The sequence below is a fragment of the Pseudomonas sp. GV047 genome (genome assembly GCF_003058245.1).
Lineage (GTDB): Bacteria > Pseudomonadota > Gammaproteobacteria > Pseudomonadales > Pseudomonadaceae > Aquipseudomonas > Aquipseudomonas marginalis.
In genome coordinates, this window is the sequence record NZ_QCWA01000001.1 from 167220 (window position 1) to 185181 (window position 17962).

Consider the following 17962-nt stretch of genomic DNA (forward strand, 5'->3'; position numbering starts at 1 on the left):
GCCAACATGAGCAAGCGCAAGGTTATTCCGCTGCTGATCTACATCCTGTTCCTGCTGGTGCCGATCTACTGGCTGCTGAACATGTCCTTCAAGAGCAACACCGAAATCCTCGGCGGCCTGACCCTGTTTCCGCAGGATTTCACCCTGGCCAACTACAAGGTGATCTTCACCGACCCGAGCTGGTACACCGGTTACCTCAACTCGCTGTACTACGTGAGCCTGAACACGGTGATTTCCCTGAGCGTGGCGTTGCCGGCAGCCTATGCCTTCTCGCGCTACCGCTTCCTGGGTGACAAGCACCTGTTCTTCTGGCTGTTGACCAACCGCATGGCGCCACCGGCGGTGTTCCTGCTGCCGTTTTTCCAGCTGTATTCGTCCATCGGCCTGTTCGACACGCACATCGCCGTGGCCTTGGCCCACTGCCTGTTCAACGTACCGCTGGCGGTGTGGATCCTGGAGGGCTTCATGTCCGGGGTGCCCAAGGAAATCGACGAAACCGCCTACATCGACGGCTATAGTTTTCCCAAGTTCTTCGTGAAGATTTTTATCCCGTTGATCGGCTCCGGCATCGGTGTGACCGCGTTTTTCTGCTTCATGTTTTCCTGGGTCGAGCTGCTGCTGGCGCGCACCCTGACCTCGGTCAACGCCAAGCCCATCGCGGCGGTGATGACCCGCACGGTGTCGGCCTCGGGTATCGATTGGGGCGTGCTGGCAGCGGCGGGGGTGTTGACCATCCTGCCCGGCATGCTGGTGATCTGGTTTGTTCGCAACCACGTGGCCAAGGGCTTTGCCCTGGGCCGGGTCTGAGGAGTCGATGATGGAATGGATGGCCTGGACCACCCCTACTGCACTGTTCTTTGGCGGCATTGCCCTGATTCTGGCGGGCATGACCACCTGGGAGCTGCGCTCGCCGAGCATCCCGCGGCGCGGCGTCCTGCCGATCAGCACCACCCGTGGTGATCGCTTGTTTATCGGTCTTCTCGGCAGCGCCTACCTGCATTTGCTGGTGATCGGCGTTACCGACTGGAGCATCTGGGTAGCGTCCGCGCTCTCCCTGGTATGGCTGTTGAGTGTGATGCGTTGGGGCTAGTGCCCTTATGAATAAACAACCAGGAGGTCTCTATGTTGAATAAGAACAATAAGCTGCGACATAGCATTTCATTGGCCGCCGTACTGGCCCTCAGCGGTTTGAGCGCTTCGGCCTGGGCTGATGCGTATGAAGATGCGGCGAAGAAATGGATCGGCAGCGAGTTCAAGCCGTCGACCCTCACGGCCGACCAGCAGCTTGAGGAGTTGAAGTGGTTTATCAAGGCCGCCGAACCGTTCCGTGGGATGAAGATCAACGTGGTGTCGGAAACCCTCACCACCCACGAGTACGAATCCAAGGTGCTGGCCAAGGCCTTCAGCGAAATCACCGGCATCAAGCTGACCCACGACCTGCTGCAGGAAGGCGACGTGGTGGAGAAACTGCAAACCCAGATGCAGTCCGACAAGAATATCTATGACGGCTGGGTCAACGATTCCGACTTGATCGGTACGCACTTTCGCTATGGCAAGACCGAATCCATCACCGACCTGATGGCCAACGAAGGCAAGGCCTTCACCTCGCCCACCCTGGATATCAAGGACTTTATCGGCATCTCCTTCACCACCGCGCCGGACGGCAAGATCTACCAGTTGCCCGACCAGCAATTCGCCAACCTCTACTGGTTCCGCGCCGACTGGTTCGAGCGTCCGGAGCTGAAAGCCAAGTTCAAGGAAAAATACGGCTATGACCTCGGCGTGCCGGTGAACTGGTCGGCCTATGAAGACATCGCCAAATTCTTCAGCGAAGACGTCAAGGAAATCGACGGCAAGCGCATCTATGGGCACATGGACTACGGCAAGAAAGACCCGTCCCTGGGCTGGCGCTTCACCGATGCCTGGTTCTCCATGGCCGGCGGCGGCGACAAGGGCCTGCCCAACGGTTTGCCGGTGGACGAGTGGGGCATCCGCGTGGAGGACTGCCACCCGGTAGGCTCCAGCGTCACCCGTGGCGGCGACACCAACGGCCCGGCGGCGGTGTTCGCCACGCAGAAATACGTGGACTGGATGAAAGCCTATGCGCCACCGGAAGCGGCGGGCATGACCTTCTCCGAATCCGGCCCGGTGCCGTCCCAGGGCAACATCGCCCAGCAGATCTTCTGGTACACCGCGTTTACCGCCGACATGACCAAGCCGGGCCTGCCGGTGGTGAATGCCGACGGCACGCCGAAATGGCGCATGGCGCCGTCGCCGGTCGGGCCGTATTGGGAAAAAGGCATGAAGAAGGGGTACCAGGACGTGGGTTCCTGGACCTTCCTCAAGTCCACCCCGGAGAAACAGAAACTCGCGGCCTGGCTCTACGCGCAGTTCGTCACCTCGAAAACCGTGTCCCTGAAGAAAACCATCGTTGGCCTGACGCCGATTCGTGAGTCCGACATCAACTCCCAGGCCATGACCGACATGGCGCCGAAACTCGGTGGCCTGGTGGAGTTCTACCGCAGCCCGGCGCGGGTCGAGTGGACCCCGACCGGTACCAACGTGCCGGACTACCCACGTCTGGCGCAACTGTGGTGGAGCAATATCGCCGCCGCCGCCAGCGGCGAGAAAACCCCGCAACAGGCCCTCGACAACCTGGCCAAGGAGCAGGACGCGATCATGACGCGCCTGGAGCGCTCCAAGGTGCAACCGGTGTGCGGCCCGAAAATGAACCCCGAGCGTGACGCGGAATACTGGTTCGACCAGCCGGGCGCGCCGAAACCGAAACTGGCCAACGAGAAACCGAAAGGCGAGACCGTGGCCTATGGCGATCTGCTCAAGCAGTGGGAGGCAGCGCGTAAGTAAACGTGCCGGGGCGTGGAACACAAAACGGCACCCAGGTGCCGTTTTGTTTTGGTGCAAACATAAAGGCGCAGCTCTGTGACCGATGGCGCGCGGTGGTCAGGTAATCCTGAGTATGGGTGTCTACACAATTTTCATTGGTCTGTGGCGAGGAAGCTTGCTTCCGTGGCGGCCTTCGGGCCGACCATGTATTTGGAGTTGACCGAGTACATATCCGTTGCTGCGGTCACGGCTGCCTACGGTTCCGCTCTTACAGCGGGTCACTTTTGGAAAGACCCAAAAGTAACCAAAAGGTCTTCGCCCCAACACTCGGCACCTCGCCTAGGCTCGGTGTGCCCTCACTCCGGCTTTGGAGCGTGGGCCGCCGCGATGGGCCATCCCTGGCCCAGCGCGGCTAACCCGGCGTCCTGCCGGGTTACCCACGCTCCAAAGCCTGCGTTCGGCCAGCGTGTTTGACGGGGCGATTTGAGATCAAAAGCCGAAGCGCGGCGGCCTTAGAGCCGACCGGAGTTGGGTCTGGTGTACTCGGTTAAAAATGTGGGAGGGGCGGTGCGACGATTCGACTTGCCCCCGATAGCGCCGGGTCAGTTAAAAAATAAGTGACTGACACTCCCTCATCGGGGGCAAGTCGAATCGTCGCACCGCCCCTCCCACATTTGGATCTCCACATATCAGCTAGAACTCGGTCTGCTTTTGCTCTGCTTTTGCTCTGGCTTTTGATCTTGATCCTAGGCGCCCCGTTAACCACGCTGGCCGAACGCAGGCTTGAATCCGTGGGTAACCCGGCAGGACGCCGGGTTAGCCGTCCTGGGCCAGGGATGGCCCATGACGGCGGCCCACGGATTCAAGCCTGCGTTCGGGCATACCGAGCCTAGGCGAGGTACCGAGTGGTGGGGCAAGAGCCCTTTGGTTACTTTGGGGCTTTTCCAAAGTGACCCGCCGTAAGGGCGGAACCGTAGGCAGCCGTGACCGCAGCAACGGATATGTACTCGGTCAAACCCAACGACATGGTCGGCCCGAAGGCCGCCACGGAACCAACCGCCCTCACCACAAAGAGATTTTTCAGCCTGAAAGACAGACTCGCTAGCCAGCGCTTGCGACAACCCCCTGTTCGGTAAACCACCGCTGATCCTTCAGGAACAAGGACCCAGAATTGCCCGGCCTGTCACCCTGCGGTCATAAACCAGACGGAAGGCACTCAAGTCGCCTCAAGTTGCAAGTTACAGCGCAGATAACAACTATGTCACTTACATCCGCAACAACGTTCAAGGATCGAACTCATGCCCCAGCGCCAATCCAGCCGCCTGCCTCTTCCCGTTTATCCGCGTTTTCGCTGGTTCGCTTTGATCCCGGTCGTGCCCGCCGTGTTGTGGATACTTGTGCAATCAACCTCGCCGGCCAATCTGCTGGCTTGCACGGTACTGGTGCTGATCGGCCTCGGTGCCTGTGCCTGGAGTGCGAGTTCGCAGCGCAACGCAATGCAGCAAGCGCTTGCACAGGCGGATCAGTCAGATGCGCACGCGGCGCACGACGGCATGGCCTCCCGTGCCCAGCTCGATGAGGTATTGCTGGGCGCCATGCCCATCTGGGCCAAGCAGGTGGAAAGCTCGCGCCATCAGACCGAAGAAGCGATCGTGAGCCTGGCCAACCGTTTCACCGGGATCGCCGCACGCTTGCAGGAAACGGTACAAGCCTCGCAGCACGCGGCCGGCGAACTGGACGGGCAGGCCGCCGACGGTGCGCTTGAGGTGCTGGCACGCAGTGACAGCGAGCTGAGCCAGGTGATCAATTCGCTCAAGGCCACCCAAACCAGCCGTGACCAGACCCTGGCCCAGGTCCGCAGCCTGACCGCCTACACCGGCGAACTGCGGACCATGGCCGCCGATGTGGCGGCGATCGCCGCGCAAACCAACCTGCTGGCCCTCAACGCCGCCATCGAGGCGGCGCGTGCCGGTGAGGCCGGGCGCGGTTTTGCGGTGGTGGCCGACGCGGTGCGCAGCCTGTCGAGCAAATCCAGTGAAACCGGCCAGCAGATGTCGGCCAAGGTCGACATCATCAACAACGCCATTACGCAATTGGTCCAGGCCGCGTCCAGCAGTGCCGACCAGGACAGCCATTCGGTGGCCGAGTCCGAAAACAGTATTCAAGTGGTGCTCGAACGCTTCCAGAACATCACCGGGCGCCTGGCCGAGTCCGCCGACCTGCTCAAGCAGGAAAGCTACGGCATCCGGGATGAGATGACCGAAGTGCTGGTCAACCTGCAATTCCAGGACCGGGTCAGCCAGATCCTCAGCCACGTGCGCGACAACATGCAGGCCCTGCATGAGCACCTCCTGCAGGCCAGCCAGGCCCCGGACCAGCCGGTGGCCGTCGACGCCCGCCAATGGCTGGCGCGCATGGAAGCCACCTATGCCACCGACGAGCAACGGCGCCTCCATCATGGAGAGGCGGCCGTGCAGCAGAATTCTCAAGACATCACCTTCTTTTAGGAGTACATCATGGCGAAGAGTGTATTAGTGGTCGACGACTCCAGCAGCGTGCGGCAAGTGGTCGGCATAGCCTTGAAAAGCGCCGGTTACGACGTCATCGAGGCCAGCGACGGCAAGGATGCCCTGGGCAAGCTGACCGGGCAGAAAGTGCACCTGATCATCAGCGACGTGAACATGCCCAACATGGACGGCATCACCTTCGTCAAGGAGGTCAAGAAGCTGGCCAACTACAAGTTCACCCCGATCATCATGCTCACCACCGAGTCCCAGGAATCGAAGAAGGCCGAGGGCCAGGCCGCCGGCGCCAAGGCCTGGGTGGTCAAGCCGTTCCAGCCTGCGCAGATGTTGGCAGCTGTGTCTAAACTGATCCTGCCTTGACCCCGGCGCCAGGGAGGCTCCCATGCCGATTACCACTGAAACACTCGACGACACGGCCCACGTGCGCATTGACGGCGAGCTTACGATCTACACCGTAGCGGAACTGGCGGCGGCGCTGCTGCCGCAGATGGGCGCGGCACCCCGCCTGGAGCTGGACCTGTCTGAGGTCACGGAAATGGATGGCGCCGGCTTGCAGTTGCTCGCGGTCATCCGGCGTGAGGCCGGTAATGCCGGCATAGCCTTGAGCGTGACCGGCCAGAGCCAGGCGGTCACGCAGGCGCTCCAACTGTGTCGCAGCGCGGCCTCATAGCCGCGCTTCCCAGGTTTTTTGATCGACAAGGAAAGTCACGGTGAGCATCAATCTCGATCAGGCACAACAGACATTCATCGTTGAGGCGCGCGAGCTGTTGCAGGCCATGGAGCAATCCCTGCTGCAATTGGAAAGCGAGCCCGGCGACCAGGATGCCATCGGCGCGATTTTCCGCGCCGCGCACACCATCAAGGGTTCGGCGGGCCTTTTCGGCCTGGCGTCGATCGTCGGGTTCACCCATATCGTCGAAGACGTGCTTGACCGCCTGCGCGAAGGCAGTGTGGCGGTGGACGCCGCCTTGATCGCGCTGCTGCTCAAGTGCGGCGACCACATACTCGAACTGGTCGAAGTGGTCGCTGACCGCGGTGAAACGCCGACCCCTGCCGCTCTGGAGCGCGGCGAGGCATTGCGCGAGGCGCTGAGTGCCTACCAGCCGATGCGAACCGCCGTTGCCAGCGTCGAAACCGCCGAGGTGACCGACGACGTGGCGGTCGAAGTGCTTTGGCATATTTCCCTGCGCTTCGGCACGGATGTGTTCCGTAATGGCATGGACCCGCTGTCATTTCTGCGCTACCTCGAGACCTTGGGGCAGTTGATACAGGTCGCCACCCTGACCGACAGCATCCCGCCCATGGACAGCTGGGACCCGGAAAGCTGCTACCTGGGTTTCGAGATCGACCTGCGCTCGACCGCCAGCCATGCCAGCCTCAACGAGGTGTTCGATTTCGTGCGTGACGACTGTGACGTGCACATCAGTGCCGTCGATGAAGCGCCCGACAGCACCCAGGCCCCGGCGGGCGAACCGGGCACGCAGGCCGAGCCAGCCCTTGTGACGGCTGCACCGCAGCGCCTGGCGACCGGCGAAGCGAAAAGCCGCGACGGCAATTACGTGCGCGTCAACGCCGACAAACTCGACGAATTGATTAATCTGGTCGGCGAGCTGGTCATCGCCAGCGCCGGCGCGAACCTGCTGGCCCGGTCCTGTAACAACGACCCGTTGCACGAGGCCTCCTCGACAGTCTCGGGGCTGGTGGAAGAGATCCTCGATGGCGCCCTGCATTTGCGCATGATCCCCATCGGCGACACGTTCAACCGCTTTCGCCGCGTGGTGCGCGATATCAGCCAGGAGCTGGGCAAGGACATCGAACTGAGCATCAGCGGCGCGGAAACCGAACTGGACAAGACCGTGGTCGAGAAGATCGGCGACCCGCTGATGCACCTGTTGCGCAACGCCATGGACCACGGTATCGAAAGCGCCGATGCGCGGCGTGCGGCCGGCAAGTCGGCCAAGGGCCATCTGAGCCTCAATGCCTACCACGACTCGGGGAGCATCGTCATCGAGATCGCTGACGACGGCGCCGGCCTCAACCGCGATCGCATCCTGCAAAAGGCCCAGGAGCGCGGGCTGGTGGCCAGCGGTGCGGTGCTCACCGACCAGGAGATCTACAACCTGATCTTCGAAGCCGGGTTCTCCACCGCCGAGGCGGTGACCAACCTGTCCGGGCGCGGTGTCGGCATGGACGTGGTCAAGCGCAATATCACCTTGCTGCGCGGCACCGTCGACCTCGACAGCCGCCCCGGCCAGGGCACCGTGGTGCGTATTCGCTTGCCGCTGACCCTGGCGATCATCAATGGGTTCCTGGTCGGCATCGACCAATCCACCTACGTGATTCCCCTGGACATGGTCCAGGAGTGTATCGAGCTGGATGAACAGCAGCGCCAGTCCAGCCGCGACACGGGCTACCTGGACCTGCGTGGCCAGGTGTTGCCGTTGGTGCACCTGCGCGACCACTTCAGCCACGAAGGCCCCGCGACCCGACGCCAGAATGTGGTGGTGGTGCGTTACGCCGAGCATAAGGCCGGGCTGGTGGTGGATGACCTGCTCGGCGAGTTCCAGACCGTGATCAAACCCCTGGGCAAGTTGTTCGGTGCACTGCGTGGCATCAGCGGCTCGACCATATTGGGCAGCGGCGCGGTGGCCCTGATCCTGGATGTACCGGTACTGCTCAACCAAATCGTACAACTGGAAGCCCGCACGGCCCAGGCGCCTCAGTCGCCACCGGCCGTCGCTCGCTGACGCATTTGCAATTCCATGGAGGTTCCCCGATGAAATGGTTCTACGATCTTAAGATTTCCACCAAGTTGATCTGTTCATTCCTGGTGGTCCTGGCGCTCACTGGGGCCATGGGCGGCTTCGCCATCCTCCAGCTCGGTGCCGTCAACCAGGCCGCCCAGGACATCAAGGGCAACTGGATGCCCTCCATGCGTGCCGCGGCAGGCATGCGTTTTTTTGCCGCCAACTATCGCTTGAAAGAGAACCGCCACATCGGCACCGAGATTGCCGAGGAAAAGGCCCAGGCCGAACGCGAGGCCGCTGATGCGCGTCAACAGTTCGAAACCCGCATGGTCAACTACGAGCAGTTGCTGTCGAACGATGAAGATAGGCAACTCCTGGCCAGTGTGAAAAGCGCTTGGGACGCCTACCTGGCATCCAGCAAGCTGTTGCTTGAGTTTTCCCGCCAGAACCAGGAAGCCCAGGCGCGCGGTTTGCTCAGGGGAGAATCCAAGGGGCATTTCGATGAGGTGACGGCCCGTCTGCAGAAAATGGTCGAGCTCAATGATGCCGGCGCAACGGCCGCAGGTGACAAGGGCTCAGCGCTGTATGAAAGCGCGCGGGTGTCGATCATCGCGGTACTGGTCGCGGCCCTGTTGATCGGCCTGGGCCTGGCGATGTTCATCGCGCGGATCATTTCCCGCCCATTGCGCCAGGCCGCGAGCGCCGCCGAGCAATTGGCCGAAGGCAACCTCAACGCGCACATCGAGCCGGGCGGGAAGGATGAAACCGGCATGGTGCTCAACGCCATGCGCAACATGGTCGGCAAGCTCGCCCATATTATCGGCGAAGTGCGTAACGCCGCCGACAACCTGGCCAGCGCCTCCGAGGAAGTCAGCGCCACCGCGCAATCGATGAGCCAGGCCACCAGTGAACAGGCCGCCAGCGTCGAGGAAACCAGTGCGTCGGTCGAGCAGATGAGTGCCAGCATCAACCAGAACACCGAAAACGCCAAGGTCACCGATGGCATGGCCAGCAAGGCCGCCAAGGAAGCCACCGAGGGCGGCGAATCGGTGCAGCAGACCGTGGTGGCGATGAAGAAAATCGCCCAGCGCATCAGCATCATCGATGACATCGCCTACCAGACCAATCTGCTCGCGCTCAACGCCGCCATCGAGGCCGCTCGGGCCGGCGAGCACGGCAAGGGATTCGCCGTGGTGGCCGCCGAAGTGCGCAAGTTGGCCGAACGCAGCCAGGTTGCCGCCCAGGAAATCGGTGAACTGTCCTCCAGCAGCGTGGACATGGCCGAGAAAGCCGGCAAGTTGCTCGACGAAATGGTGCCCTCCATCAACAAAACGTCCGACCTTGTGCAGGAAATCAGCGCCGCGTCCGAGGAACAGGCCGCCGGTGTCGCGCAGATCAACACCGCGATGACCCAGCTCAACCAGGTGACCCAGCAAAATGCCTCGAGCAGCGAGGAACTGGCGGCCACGGCGGAAGAAATGAGCAGCCAGGCCGAGCAACTGCAACAGGCCATGAGCTTTTTCGTGCTGGATTCAGCGCCCAAGGCCGCAGTTCAAAGCAACAGCGTGGACAGCCCGGGCAGCAAGCCCAACCGTCAGGCGCCACAGCCAAAACCACCGGCGCAGCGCAAGGCGTTCGCCTACACCATGGCCAGTGCCCCGGACGAAGCGGATTTCACCCGCTTCTGATCCCACGATCAATACGGGCCTACTAGGGAGAGTGACATGGGTGCAGCAATGACGACTCGGCAGACCGCAGCAGCGGTCGACGAGGATGCGCAGTATCTGACCTTCATGCTCGGCGGCGAAATGTTCGCCATCGGCATTCTGGGGATCAAGGAAATTATCGAATACGGCAGCCTGACCGTGGTGCCGATGATGCCCGCGTTCGTACGCGGGGTGATCAACCTGCGCGGCGCGGTGGTGCCGGTGGTCGACCTGTCGGCGCGCTTTGGCCGGGCCAACTCGGCGATCACCCGGCGCTCCTGCGTGATTATCATCGAGGCGAGTACCGAAGATGGCCAGGCCCAGGACATCGGGCTGCTGGTCGATACGGTGTCTGCGGTGCGGGAGATCCCGGCGACGCAGATCGAGCCGCCACCCAACTTCGGCGCACGAATTCGCGCCGATTTCATCAGCGGCATGGCCAAGGTCGACGGCAAGTTCGTGATCGTGCTGGAGGTGGACAAGGTGCTGTCCATCGATGAGATGTCCAGCCTCGCCGAGGCCGGCCAGGCGCCGGCCCTCGACCTCGACCCGCGTTGAGACCCGACCATGCCAGACACCGTGTCCATCGATGACCATGAATTCGGTCAGTTCCAGACCTGGCTGTACCGCGCGGCCGGCATCAACCTGTCGCCGACCAAGAAAGCCCTGGTGGCCGGGCGCCTGTTCAAGCGCCTCAAACACTATGAGCTGCACAGCTATGGTGAGTATTTCAAGCTGATCATGAATGACCAGCGCAAGGGCGAACTGCAGGTTGCGCTGGATTTGCTGACCACCAACGAAACCTATTTTTTTCGCGAGCCCAAGCACTTCGACTTCCTGCGTCAGCACGTGCTGCCCCGGGCCGCGCCGGGCAAGGTGTTTCGCGTGTGGAGCGCGGCCAGCTCCTCCGGTGAAGAACCCTACAGCCTGGCGATGACCCTGGCCGAAAGCCTCGGCAGCACGCCCTGGGAAGTGGTCGGCTCGGACATCAGCTCCCAAGTGCTGGCCAAGGCGCGCACCGGCCATTACTCCCTGGAACGCACCGAGACATTGCCCCAACCGCTGCTGGCCAAGTACTGCCTCAAGGGCATTGGTCGCCAGGAGGGCACCTTGCTGATCGACAAGGCCTTGCGTAGCCGCGTCAATTTTGTCCAGGTCAACCTTAACGAAGCGCTGCCGGCCCTGGGTGAGTTCGAGGTGATCTTCCTGCGCAACGTGATGATTTATTTCGACCAGCAGACCAAGAGCCAGGTGGTCGCGCGTCTGTTGCCGCTGCTCAAGCCGGGCGGTTACCTGATCATCAGTCACTCGGAAAGCCTCCACGGTGTCAATGACACCTTGAAGCTGGTGGCGCCGTCGATTTACCGCAAGCCATGAAAAAGCCCGTCGGTACGGCCGAAGTGGTATTGGCGCCTGGCCAGGTCAGCTTTGCGACGCGGCCGACGCGCCTGCGCACCTTGCTCGGCTCCTGCGTGGCGATCACCTTTTGGCACCCGCAACGGCTGATCGGCGGCATGTGTCACTTCATGCTGCCGGGGCGCGTGCGCGACCATCAGCCCCTGGACGGCCGATATGCCGACGAAGCCCTGGAACTGCTGCTGCGCCACGCCGAGATCAATGGCACCCATGCACAGGATTACCAGGTCAAGTTGTTCGGCGGCGGCAAGATGTTTCCCCAGCTGCGCCGCCTGCCGACGCAGGACGTGGCCAGCCTGAATATTCGCGCGGCGCTGGCCCTGGCCGAGCGCTATCACCTGCACCTGACGGCCCAGGACATGGGCAGTACCGGTTACCGCACGATCATGTTCGACCTGTGGAACGGCAACGTCTGGGTCCGGCACCAACCAATGGGAACAATTCAACAAGATGCCTACCAAAAAAATCAGTGTGCTGCTCGTCGATGATTCGGCCGTGGTGCGCCAGGTACTGCTGGCGATTCTCAGCGATACGCCGGATATCCACGTCATGGGCGCCGCCTCCGACCCGATTTTCGCCATGGATAAACTCGCCCGGGAATGGCCGGATGTGATCGTGCTGGACGTGGAAATGCCGCGCATGGACGGCATCACCTTTCTCAAGAAAATCATGAGCGAACGGCCGACGCCGGTGGTGATCTGTTCCTCGTTGACCCAGAAAGGCGCGGAAACCTCCCTGCAGGCGCTGTCGGCGGGCGCGGTGGAAATCATCACCAAGCCCACTACCGGGTTGAAGAGTTTCCTGATCGAGTCGGCGGCCGAGCTGGTGGCCGCGATCCGCGCCGCAGCGAACTCCAACGTCAGGAACCTGGGCAAGCGCAGCGCCAGCCCGGCGCCGGCACTGGCCCCGGCCAGCAAGCTCACCGCGGATGCGATCCTGCCTGCCGCCAATGGCCATGCCATGGCACAGACCACCGAGCGTATCGTCGCCATCGGCACGTCCACCGGCGGTACCCAAGCGTTGGAGGCGGTTCTGACGGCACTGCCGAGGGTGTGTCCCGGCATGGTGATCGTGCAGCACATGCCGGAAAAGTTCACCGCCTCGTTTGCCGAGCGCCTCAACAGCGTATGCGAGATCGAGGTGCGCGAAGCGCGCAACAACGACCGCATCCTGCCGGGCCTGGCCCTGATCGCGCCGGGTGGCAAGCACCTGATGGTGACCCGCAGCGGCGCCTATTATCACGCCCAGGTCATTGATGGGCCCTTGGTCAACCGGCACCGGCCATCCGTGGATGTGCTGTTTCGCTCGGTGGCCAAGTTCGCCGGCAGGAACGCCACCGGCATCATCATGACCGGCATGGGCGACGACGGCGCGCGCGGGCTCAAGGAGATGCTCGAGGCCGGAGCCGCGACGGTGGCCCAGGACGAGGCCAGTTGCGTGGTGTTCGGCATGCCCAAGGAGGCCATCAAGCTGAATGCCGCCCAGCGCATCATGGCGCTGGAGGATATCCATCAGGCGATCTTGTATAAGTGACGTCGCGCGCCGGCTTTTGCGCTGCGCCAGAATCCGCGGCGTGGGCTACTGACGACCACTGATCCACAGCCGCACAACCCCGATTGAATTTTCCCCATGCCCGCAGGTTCTGCATTTTAGACGCGTGTGCTGTTGAGCGCGCTTGCGGGGCCTCCTTGTCGGGAGGCCTGGTTGGATCAGACTTTGCGGAAACTGCCATCATGACGCTTCTCACAGCGCTGTCGGGCCAGCCGGCCTCCATCACCCAACCGGGTCAGTACCAGTGGTTGTACCAACACCTGTATGGCGAAGCCCCTGGCGCTGAAGAGGTTGCGCGGGCGTTTCTACACACGCACTTGGCGCAGGTGCGCGACGCGCCCAGTGAGTTGCCGCAGATGCCTGAACAACTGCCGGCCTGGATCGAACAGCGCTGTGCCGACGTGGCCCAGGCCTATGCCGATTACCTGGAACAACGCCAGCAAGGCCGGCCACGTCGTTATTTCCAGAACAAGGCCCATGCGCTGTATTTCCTGCAGCGCGTGGCGCCGACCAAACAGGTCGACGGGGCCTGGCTCAATGGCCTGCTGCGCTATTGGCACGACCCGCGTTTCGACGGCCTGCTCACCACCTACCTGGAAGAGCTGGGTGACGGCGAAGCGGCGCAGAACCATGTGGTGATCTACCGCAAATTACTCAGCGAGCATGATGCCGACAGCGACGCCGGCCTTGAGGACAACCATTACCTGCAAGGCGCCCTGCAACTGGCGCTGGGCCTGTGCGCCGACGACTTCCTGCCGGAGATCATCGGTTTCAACCTCGGTTATGAGCAGTTGCCGTTGCACCTGCTGATCACCTCGTATGAGTTGAGCGAACTGGGCATCGACCCGTATTACTTCACCCTCCACGTCACCATCGACAATGCCAGCAGCGGCCACGCCTGCAAGGCCGCGCAGTCGGTGTTGAACCTGCTGCCGCTGGGGGAGGGCAGGGAGGACTTCTATCGCCGGGTGGCCGAGGGGTATCGCCTGAATGACCTCGGCCCGGGGACCAGCGCGGTTATCCACGACTTCAACCTGAATGACGAAGTGGTTGCCATGCTTGAACGCAAGCGCACGTTCGGCCAGCACATGCATTCGGATTACTGCCGCTTCGACGGCAAGACCGTCAACCAATGGCTGGCGCGGCCGGGGCAGATCGGCGCCTTTCTCCAGGCCCTGGAAGACAAGGGCTGGATCAAGCGCAACCAGGATCCGGCCGAGAGTCGCTTCTGGCAATTGATCGAAGGCGCGGGCGCGGCGATGTTCGGCGTGTTCAGCGGCTATGAGAAACAGCTGCTGCGCGACTGGATCGCGGGTGACTGGATCAGCGCTCAACGTGTGGCGCCCGTGCGGCCCGGACGCGGCAGCCGCTTCTCCCGCGAGCAGCATCGCCCGTCCGACCCGGACACCCAGGCGCTGGTGGATTCGCTGTGGAACCTGCCTGATGAGCAGCAGCTCAATGCGCTGATCCCGTGGCTGTCGGCGCAGCGTCACTGCACGCCCGCCGGGTTGTATGCCACTCGCCGCTTTATCCAACTGCGTGCGCGCCTGCGCTAAGGAAATCACCCATGTCTGCACAACAACTCGCCGACCGCGCCCTGCTGAACCTGGGCCGGGGGTTGAAGGAAAATGGCTACCGCTTCATCACGCCAACGCCCTTGACCCATGAGCGGTTTTTCCAGCGCCAGGGGAGGCCGCTGGCGAAGGACCTGCGGGACGTCTTCGGCTGGTCGCTGCCGTTTGACCGCGAGCTGTTGCCGGAGGCGTTTCGAGAGGAGCTGCAGCAGGCCGAGGTGGTCGAAAAACATGAGGCGCTGTGGCGCAGTGCGGTGCGTTGGTCGAGCCTGGACGACCTGCTGTTTGCCCACTCGGCGTACCCCACCACGCAAGCGGACGCGGTGTTTTTCGGGCCTGACAGCTATCGGTTTGCCCAACTGATCGAAGCCCATATGCAACAGCGCTTCGAGCCGATCAAGCGCGCCGTGGACATCGGCTGCGGCGCCGGTGTAGGCGCATTGGTGGTTGCCCGGGCGCGGCCTGACGCCGAGGTGCTGGCGGTGGACATCAACCCGCGCGCCCTGCGCCTGACGGCGGTGAATGCCGAGCTGGCCGGGCTGGCGAATGTCACGGCGTACCACAGCGATGTGCTGGGCGGCGTCGAAGGGACATTCGACCTGATCGTCGCCAACCCGCCCTACATGAATGACGACCGCCAGCGGGCCTACCGGCATGGCGGCGGGGCACTGGGCGAGCAACTGTCGGTGCGCATCGCCGGCGAGGCCGTTGGGCGCCTGGCCCTGGGCGGCAGCCTGGTGCTCTACACCGGCGTGGCGATTGTCGCCGGGGAGGATCCGTTCCTGGCCGCCGTCACGCCGTTGCTGGACAGCGATGCCTTTGGGTGGACCTACCGCGAACTTGACCCCGATGTGTTCGGCGAAGAGCTGGAAAAGCCCGGCTATGAGCGTGTGGAGCGGATCGCCGTGGTGGCGCTCACCGTCACCCGTTTGCGCTGACGATTAGGTTCAGGCCGCAGCTTGTGGCTGCAGGTGCAACTCGCCGTCCACCTCCTTGACCAGCCCACTGGCGAGGAACAGCGGCGCCAGGCGCTTGTGCAACTGCGGTTCGACAAATTCCTTCACCGTCTCAAGCGCCAGCGGGCCACTCGAAGGCAGCTCAGCCTTGGTGAAGGACAACCAGGCCTTTTTCAGCGCCATCAACACATCACTGCCCGCCGTGGAGGCAAAGCGGCGCTGGGTCGGTTTGCTGTCGAAGCTGAAGGTGTGCTGGAACGCGTAACCGGTTTCGTCACCGCCGCTGGCGGTGCAACGAATGCAGGTGCACGGACCGTCGCCGAAAGCGCTGCGCACGTAGCTGTTGAAGTCCACCACGGGTTTGAGTGACAGGCGCTTATCCACCTCGAACAGGTCCCCGGTCATTTTTTCGTCAGTGTTCAACGTGCAGTTCCTCGCAGTGTGCGGCAGTTTTTTCAAAGCGCGGCACGATACCAGCCGCGCGCCGTTTTAGGGGTATTTGCATAACAATAGACCCAGATATTCTTTTGCTGTCTAAAAAACCGCGGCTACGCTCCATCACCTTCTCGAAAACGCGGCAGATTCCCCATGACGTTCAAGCGTTCCTCCCTGACCCTCCTGGCCGCGTCCCTCGCCGCCGCCAGCGTCTTGCTCAGCCCCGGTGCCCAGGCCGAAGGCAAGATCAGCATCGCCCAGCAATTCGGCATCGGCTACCTGATCCTCGATGTGGTGCGCGACCAGCACCTGATCGAAAAACACGGCAAGGCCCAGGGCCTGGACATCCAGGTGGAATGGAACAGCATTTCCGGCGCCACCGCCATGAACGAATCGCTGCTGGCCGGCGCCCTGGATGTGGTGTCCGCCGGTGTGCCGCCGATGCTCACCCTGTGGGACCGTACCAGGGGCAAGCAGAACGTCAAGGCCATCGCCTCTTTGGGCTCGATGCCCAACTACCTGCTGACCAACAACCCCAAGGTCAAGACCCTCAAGGACTTCAGCGAGAAGGACCGCATCGCCGTGCCTGCCGCCGGGGTGGGTTTCCAGTCGCGGACCTTGCAGATCGAAACCGCCAGGCAGTTCGGCGATGCCCACTACAAGAAATTCGATGACATCTCCATCAGCCTGGCCCACCCCGACGCCACCGCCGCGTTGATTGCCGGTGGTTCGGAGATCAACGCGCACTTCTCCAGTCCGCCGTTCCAGTACCAGGAGCTGCTGAGCCCCAACGTGCACAAGGTGCTCAGTTCCTACGACATCCTCGGCGGTCCGGCGACGTTCAACGTGCTCTACACCACGCAGAAATTCCACGACGAAAACCCCAAGACCTACCAGGCGTTCTACGCCGCGCTGGCCGAAGCCGAGCAGATCATCAAGGCCGACAAACCGGCAGCGGCCAAGGCGTACATCCGCGTAGAACAGTCCAAGCTGCCGTTGGACCTGGTGGAAAAAATCGTCCAGGACCCGGAAATCGATTTCACTATCGTGCCGCAGCGTACCTATATCTACGCCGAGAAATTGCAGGAACTGGGCGTACTGAAAAACAAGGCGGCGAGCTGGAAGGACTACTTCTTCGAAGAGGCCCATGGCGGTAACGGCAGCTGACCTGTAAACCGCCCCTCCCACATTTGGATCTCCACAATGCCTATACCGCATTCAAGCTGCGCTTGATCCAGTCATACAAGTCATTCCCCTCGCTCGACAACTCACTGTTGGCTCGCCGGCACAGGTAGTACTGGCGGCCATCATTGACCTCCAGATCAAACAGCTTCACCAGCTCGCCATTGGCCACATGGGGCGCTACCAGCGGCGCGCGCAGCAACGCGCAGCCCAGGCCGGTGAGGGTGGCGGTGAGTGCCAGTTGGCCGTCTTCGAGCAGCAAGCCATTCAGCGCCGTGGTGTCGACCTCGGCTGCCTCGAACCATTGGCCCCAGGTGCCGCGTTCTTCATCGTGCAGCAACGGCAGTTCGCTCAAGGCCTGGGGCGTGTCGATGGGGCCGTGTTGGGCGAGAAAGCTGCGGCTGCAATAGGGGGTCACCGCGCCGGAGATCAGGGGTTCGCTGTGATAGCCCGGCCAGTGCCCGGTGCCGAAGCGAATCGACAGGTCGGCGGCATCGCTGGGGTAGCTGCGGTGGTTGGCGTAGGTCACGTTGATGTCCAGCGCCGGGTGGTCTTTGAGGAAGTTCTCCAGGCGCGGGATAAACAGGTTGATGCCAAACAGCGGGATCAGGCTGATGGTCACCTGGCGGGTGGCGCTTTTCTCGCGCACATGTTCGGTGGCGCTGCGCAGCACGGCAAAGGCCGAGCGGATGGCACGGTAATACTCGCGCCCTTCATCGGTCAGCACCAGGTTGCGGCCCTGGCGCAGGGTCAGCGGCTGCCGCAGGAAGTCTTCCAGCAGGTGCAGTTGATGGCTGATGGCAGAGGCGGACACGTCCAGCTCGCGTGCGGCAGCATTCACCCCGCCATGGCGCGCAAACGCTTCGAACGTCCGCACGGCACGCAGGGGAGGGTCATTGGCTAACTGTTCTGATTTATTCATGTATTGAATTAAACACCAAGTTTTAGCCCAAATAAAGAGCCATAAGTGCCGTATTTGCGGCACAAATACCCTGTCATTGCTTTGGCATAACCCTATAACTTTCT

At 62.2% G+C, this 17962-nt stretch carries 17 protein-coding genes; 15 read left to right on the forward strand and 2 right to left on the reverse strand.

The window, feature by feature from the left end:
• Positions 1–6 precede the first annotated feature (6 nt).
• The 14 genes from C8K58_RS00815 to C8K58_RS00895 all read left to right on the forward strand — a co-directional run bounded on the left by C8K58_RS00815 (position 7) and on the right by C8K58_RS00895 (position 15301).
• Complete coding sequence (locus C8K58_RS00815) at positions 7–807, forward strand: carbohydrate ABC transporter permease (protein ID WP_003174634.1); 801 nt, start codon at positions 7–9, stop codon at positions 805–807.
• Between the two features lie 10 nt (positions 808–817).
• Positions 818–1090, forward strand: a complete 273-nt coding sequence (locus C8K58_RS00820; protein ID WP_027607297.1) for a DUF2160 domain-containing protein — start codon at positions 818–820, stop codon at positions 1088–1090.
• A 32-nt stretch (positions 1091–1122) separates the two neighbouring features.
• Positions 1123–2865, forward strand: a complete 1743-nt coding sequence (locus C8K58_RS00825; RefSeq protein ID WP_108572715.1) for an ABC transporter substrate-binding protein — start codon at positions 1123–1125, stop codon at positions 2863–2865.
• Between the two features lie 1574 nt (positions 2866–4439).
• Positions 4440–5351, forward strand: coding sequence for a methyl-accepting chemotaxis protein (locus tag C8K58_RS00845; RefSeq protein ID WP_371918180.1), 912 nt, complete (start codon positions 4440–4442; stop codon positions 5349–5351).
• 9 nt (positions 5352–5360) lie between these two features.
• Positions 5361–5729, forward strand: coding sequence for a response regulator (locus C8K58_RS00850; protein ID WP_027607294.1), 369 nt, complete (start codon positions 5361–5363; stop codon positions 5727–5729).
• 22 nt (positions 5730–5751) lie between these two features.
• Entirely contained in the window at positions 5752–6039 is a 288-nt protein-coding gene (locus tag C8K58_RS00855; protein ID WP_027607293.1) for a lipid asymmetry maintenance protein MlaB, read from the forward strand.
• Positions 6040–6079: 40 nt separating this feature from the next.
• A complete protein-coding gene (locus C8K58_RS00860; protein WP_098479188.1) occupies positions 6080–8116 on the forward strand; it encodes a chemotaxis protein CheA in 2037 nt (678 codons plus the stop codon).
• A 29-nt stretch (positions 8117–8145) separates the two neighbouring features.
• The gene (locus C8K58_RS00865) at positions 8146–9804 is read left to right on the forward strand and encodes a methyl-accepting chemotaxis protein (RefSeq protein WP_065948070.1); all 1659 of its coding nucleotides are present in this window, start codon (positions 8146–8148) and stop codon (positions 9802–9804) included.
• 36 nt (positions 9805–9840) lie between these two features.
• Complete coding sequence (locus C8K58_RS00870; RefSeq protein ID WP_027607290.1) at positions 9841–10380, forward strand: chemotaxis protein CheW; 540 nt, start codon at positions 9841–9843, stop codon at positions 10378–10380.
• Between the two features lie 9 nt (positions 10381–10389).
• Positions 10390–11199, forward strand: coding sequence for a protein-glutamate O-methyltransferase CheR (locus C8K58_RS00875; protein WP_092488757.1), 810 nt, complete (start codon positions 10390–10392; stop codon positions 11197–11199).
• Positions 11196–11726, forward strand: a complete 531-nt coding sequence (gene cheD, locus C8K58_RS00880) for a chemoreceptor glutamine deamidase CheD (protein ID WP_027607288.1) — start codon at positions 11196–11198, stop codon at positions 11724–11726. Before C8K58_RS00875 ends, cheD begins: the two co-directional genes overlap by 4 nt.
• Positions 11689–12771 (forward strand): chemotaxis response regulator protein-glutamate methylesterase, encoded by a 1083-nt coding sequence (locus C8K58_RS00885; protein WP_027607287.1) that lies wholly within the window; start codon positions 11689–11691, stop codon positions 12769–12771. Before cheD ends, C8K58_RS00885 begins: the two co-directional genes overlap by 38 nt.
• Before the next feature lie 200 nt (positions 12772–12971).
• The gene (locus tag C8K58_RS00890) at positions 12972–14345 is read left to right on the forward strand and encodes an iron-containing redox enzyme family protein (protein WP_108572719.1); all 1374 of its coding nucleotides are present in this window, start codon (positions 12972–12974) and stop codon (positions 14343–14345) included.
• A gap of 11 nt (positions 14346–14356) precedes the next feature.
• Positions 14357–15301 carry a class I SAM-dependent methyltransferase gene (locus tag C8K58_RS00895; protein WP_108572721.1) on the forward strand — a complete coding sequence of 315 codons (945 nt, stop codon included), beginning with the start codon at positions 14357–14359 and terminating at the stop codon, positions 15299–15301.
• A gap of 9 nt (positions 15302–15310) precedes the next feature.
• On the opposite strand, the gene C8K58_RS00900 is transcribed toward C8K58_RS00895, so the two are convergent.
• Positions 15311–15742: a hypothetical protein gene (locus C8K58_RS00900; RefSeq protein ID WP_108572723.1), complete on the reverse strand. Its 432-nt coding sequence runs from the start codon at positions 15740–15742 to the stop codon at positions 15311–15313.
• A 165-nt stretch (positions 15743–15907) separates the two neighbouring features.
• On the opposite strand from C8K58_RS00900, the gene C8K58_RS00905 reads away from it, so the two are divergent.
• A complete protein-coding gene (locus tag C8K58_RS00905) occupies positions 15908–16921 on the forward strand; it encodes an ABC transporter substrate-binding protein (protein WP_108572725.1) in 1014 nt (337 codons plus the stop codon).
• A gap of 40 nt (positions 16922–16961) precedes the next feature.
• On the opposite strand, the gene C8K58_RS00910 is transcribed toward C8K58_RS00905, so the two are convergent.
• Positions 16962–17858 (reverse strand): LysR substrate-binding domain-containing protein, encoded by an 897-nt coding sequence (locus tag C8K58_RS00910; RefSeq protein WP_098479194.1) that lies wholly within the window; start codon positions 17856–17858, stop codon positions 16962–16964.
• Positions 17859–17962: the final 104 nt, after the last annotated feature.

Excerpts from the sequence above, each read along its gene's own strand:
- C8K58_RS00815 (WP_003174634.1), top strand. The coding sequence starts at position 7 with ATGAGCAAGCGCAAGGTTATTCCGCTGCTGATCTACATCCTGTTCCTG.
- C8K58_RS00820 (WP_027607297.1), top strand. The coding sequence starts at position 818 with ATGGAATGGATGGCCTGGACCACCCCTACTGCACTGTTCTTTGGCGGC.
- C8K58_RS00825 (WP_108572715.1), top strand. The coding sequence starts at position 1,123 with ATGTTGAATAAGAACAATAAGCTGCGACATAGCATTTCATTGGCCGCC.
- C8K58_RS00845 (WP_371918180.1), top strand. The coding sequence starts at position 4,440 with ATGCCCATCTGGGCCAAGCAGGTGGAAAGCTCGCGCCATCAGACCGAA.
- C8K58_RS00850 (WP_027607294.1), top strand. The coding sequence starts at position 5,361 with ATGGCGAAGAGTGTATTAGTGGTCGACGACTCCAGCAGCGTGCGGCAA.
- C8K58_RS00855 (WP_027607293.1), top strand. The coding sequence starts at position 5,752 with ATGCCGATTACCACTGAAACACTCGACGACACGGCCCACGTGCGCATT.
- C8K58_RS00865 (WP_065948070.1), top strand. The coding sequence starts at position 8,146 with ATGAAATGGTTCTACGATCTTAAGATTTCCACCAAGTTGATCTGTTCA.
- C8K58_RS00870 (WP_027607290.1), top strand. The coding sequence starts at position 9,841 with ATGGGTGCAGCAATGACGACTCGGCAGACCGCAGCAGCGGTCGACGAG.
- C8K58_RS00875 (WP_092488757.1), top strand. The coding sequence starts at position 10,390 with ATGCCAGACACCGTGTCCATCGATGACCATGAATTCGGTCAGTTCCAG.
- cheD (WP_027607288.1), top strand. The coding sequence starts at position 11,196 with ATGAAAAAGCCCGTCGGTACGGCCGAAGTGGTATTGGCGCCTGGCCAG.
- C8K58_RS00885 (WP_027607287.1), top strand. The coding sequence starts at position 11,689 with ATGCCTACCAAAAAAATCAGTGTGCTGCTCGTCGATGATTCGGCCGTG.
- C8K58_RS00890 (WP_108572719.1), top strand. The coding sequence starts at position 12,972 with ATGACGCTTCTCACAGCGCTGTCGGGCCAGCCGGCCTCCATCACCCAA.
- C8K58_RS00895 (WP_108572721.1), top strand. The coding sequence starts at position 14,357 with ATGTCTGCACAACAACTCGCCGACCGCGCCCTGCTGAACCTGGGCCGG.
- C8K58_RS00905 (WP_108572725.1), top strand. The coding sequence starts at position 15,908 with ATGACGTTCAAGCGTTCCTCCCTGACCCTCCTGGCCGCGTCCCTCGCC.
- C8K58_RS00910 (WP_098479194.1), bottom strand. The coding sequence starts at position 17,858 with ATGAATAAATCAGAACAGTTAGCCAATGACCCTCCCCTGCGTGCCGTG.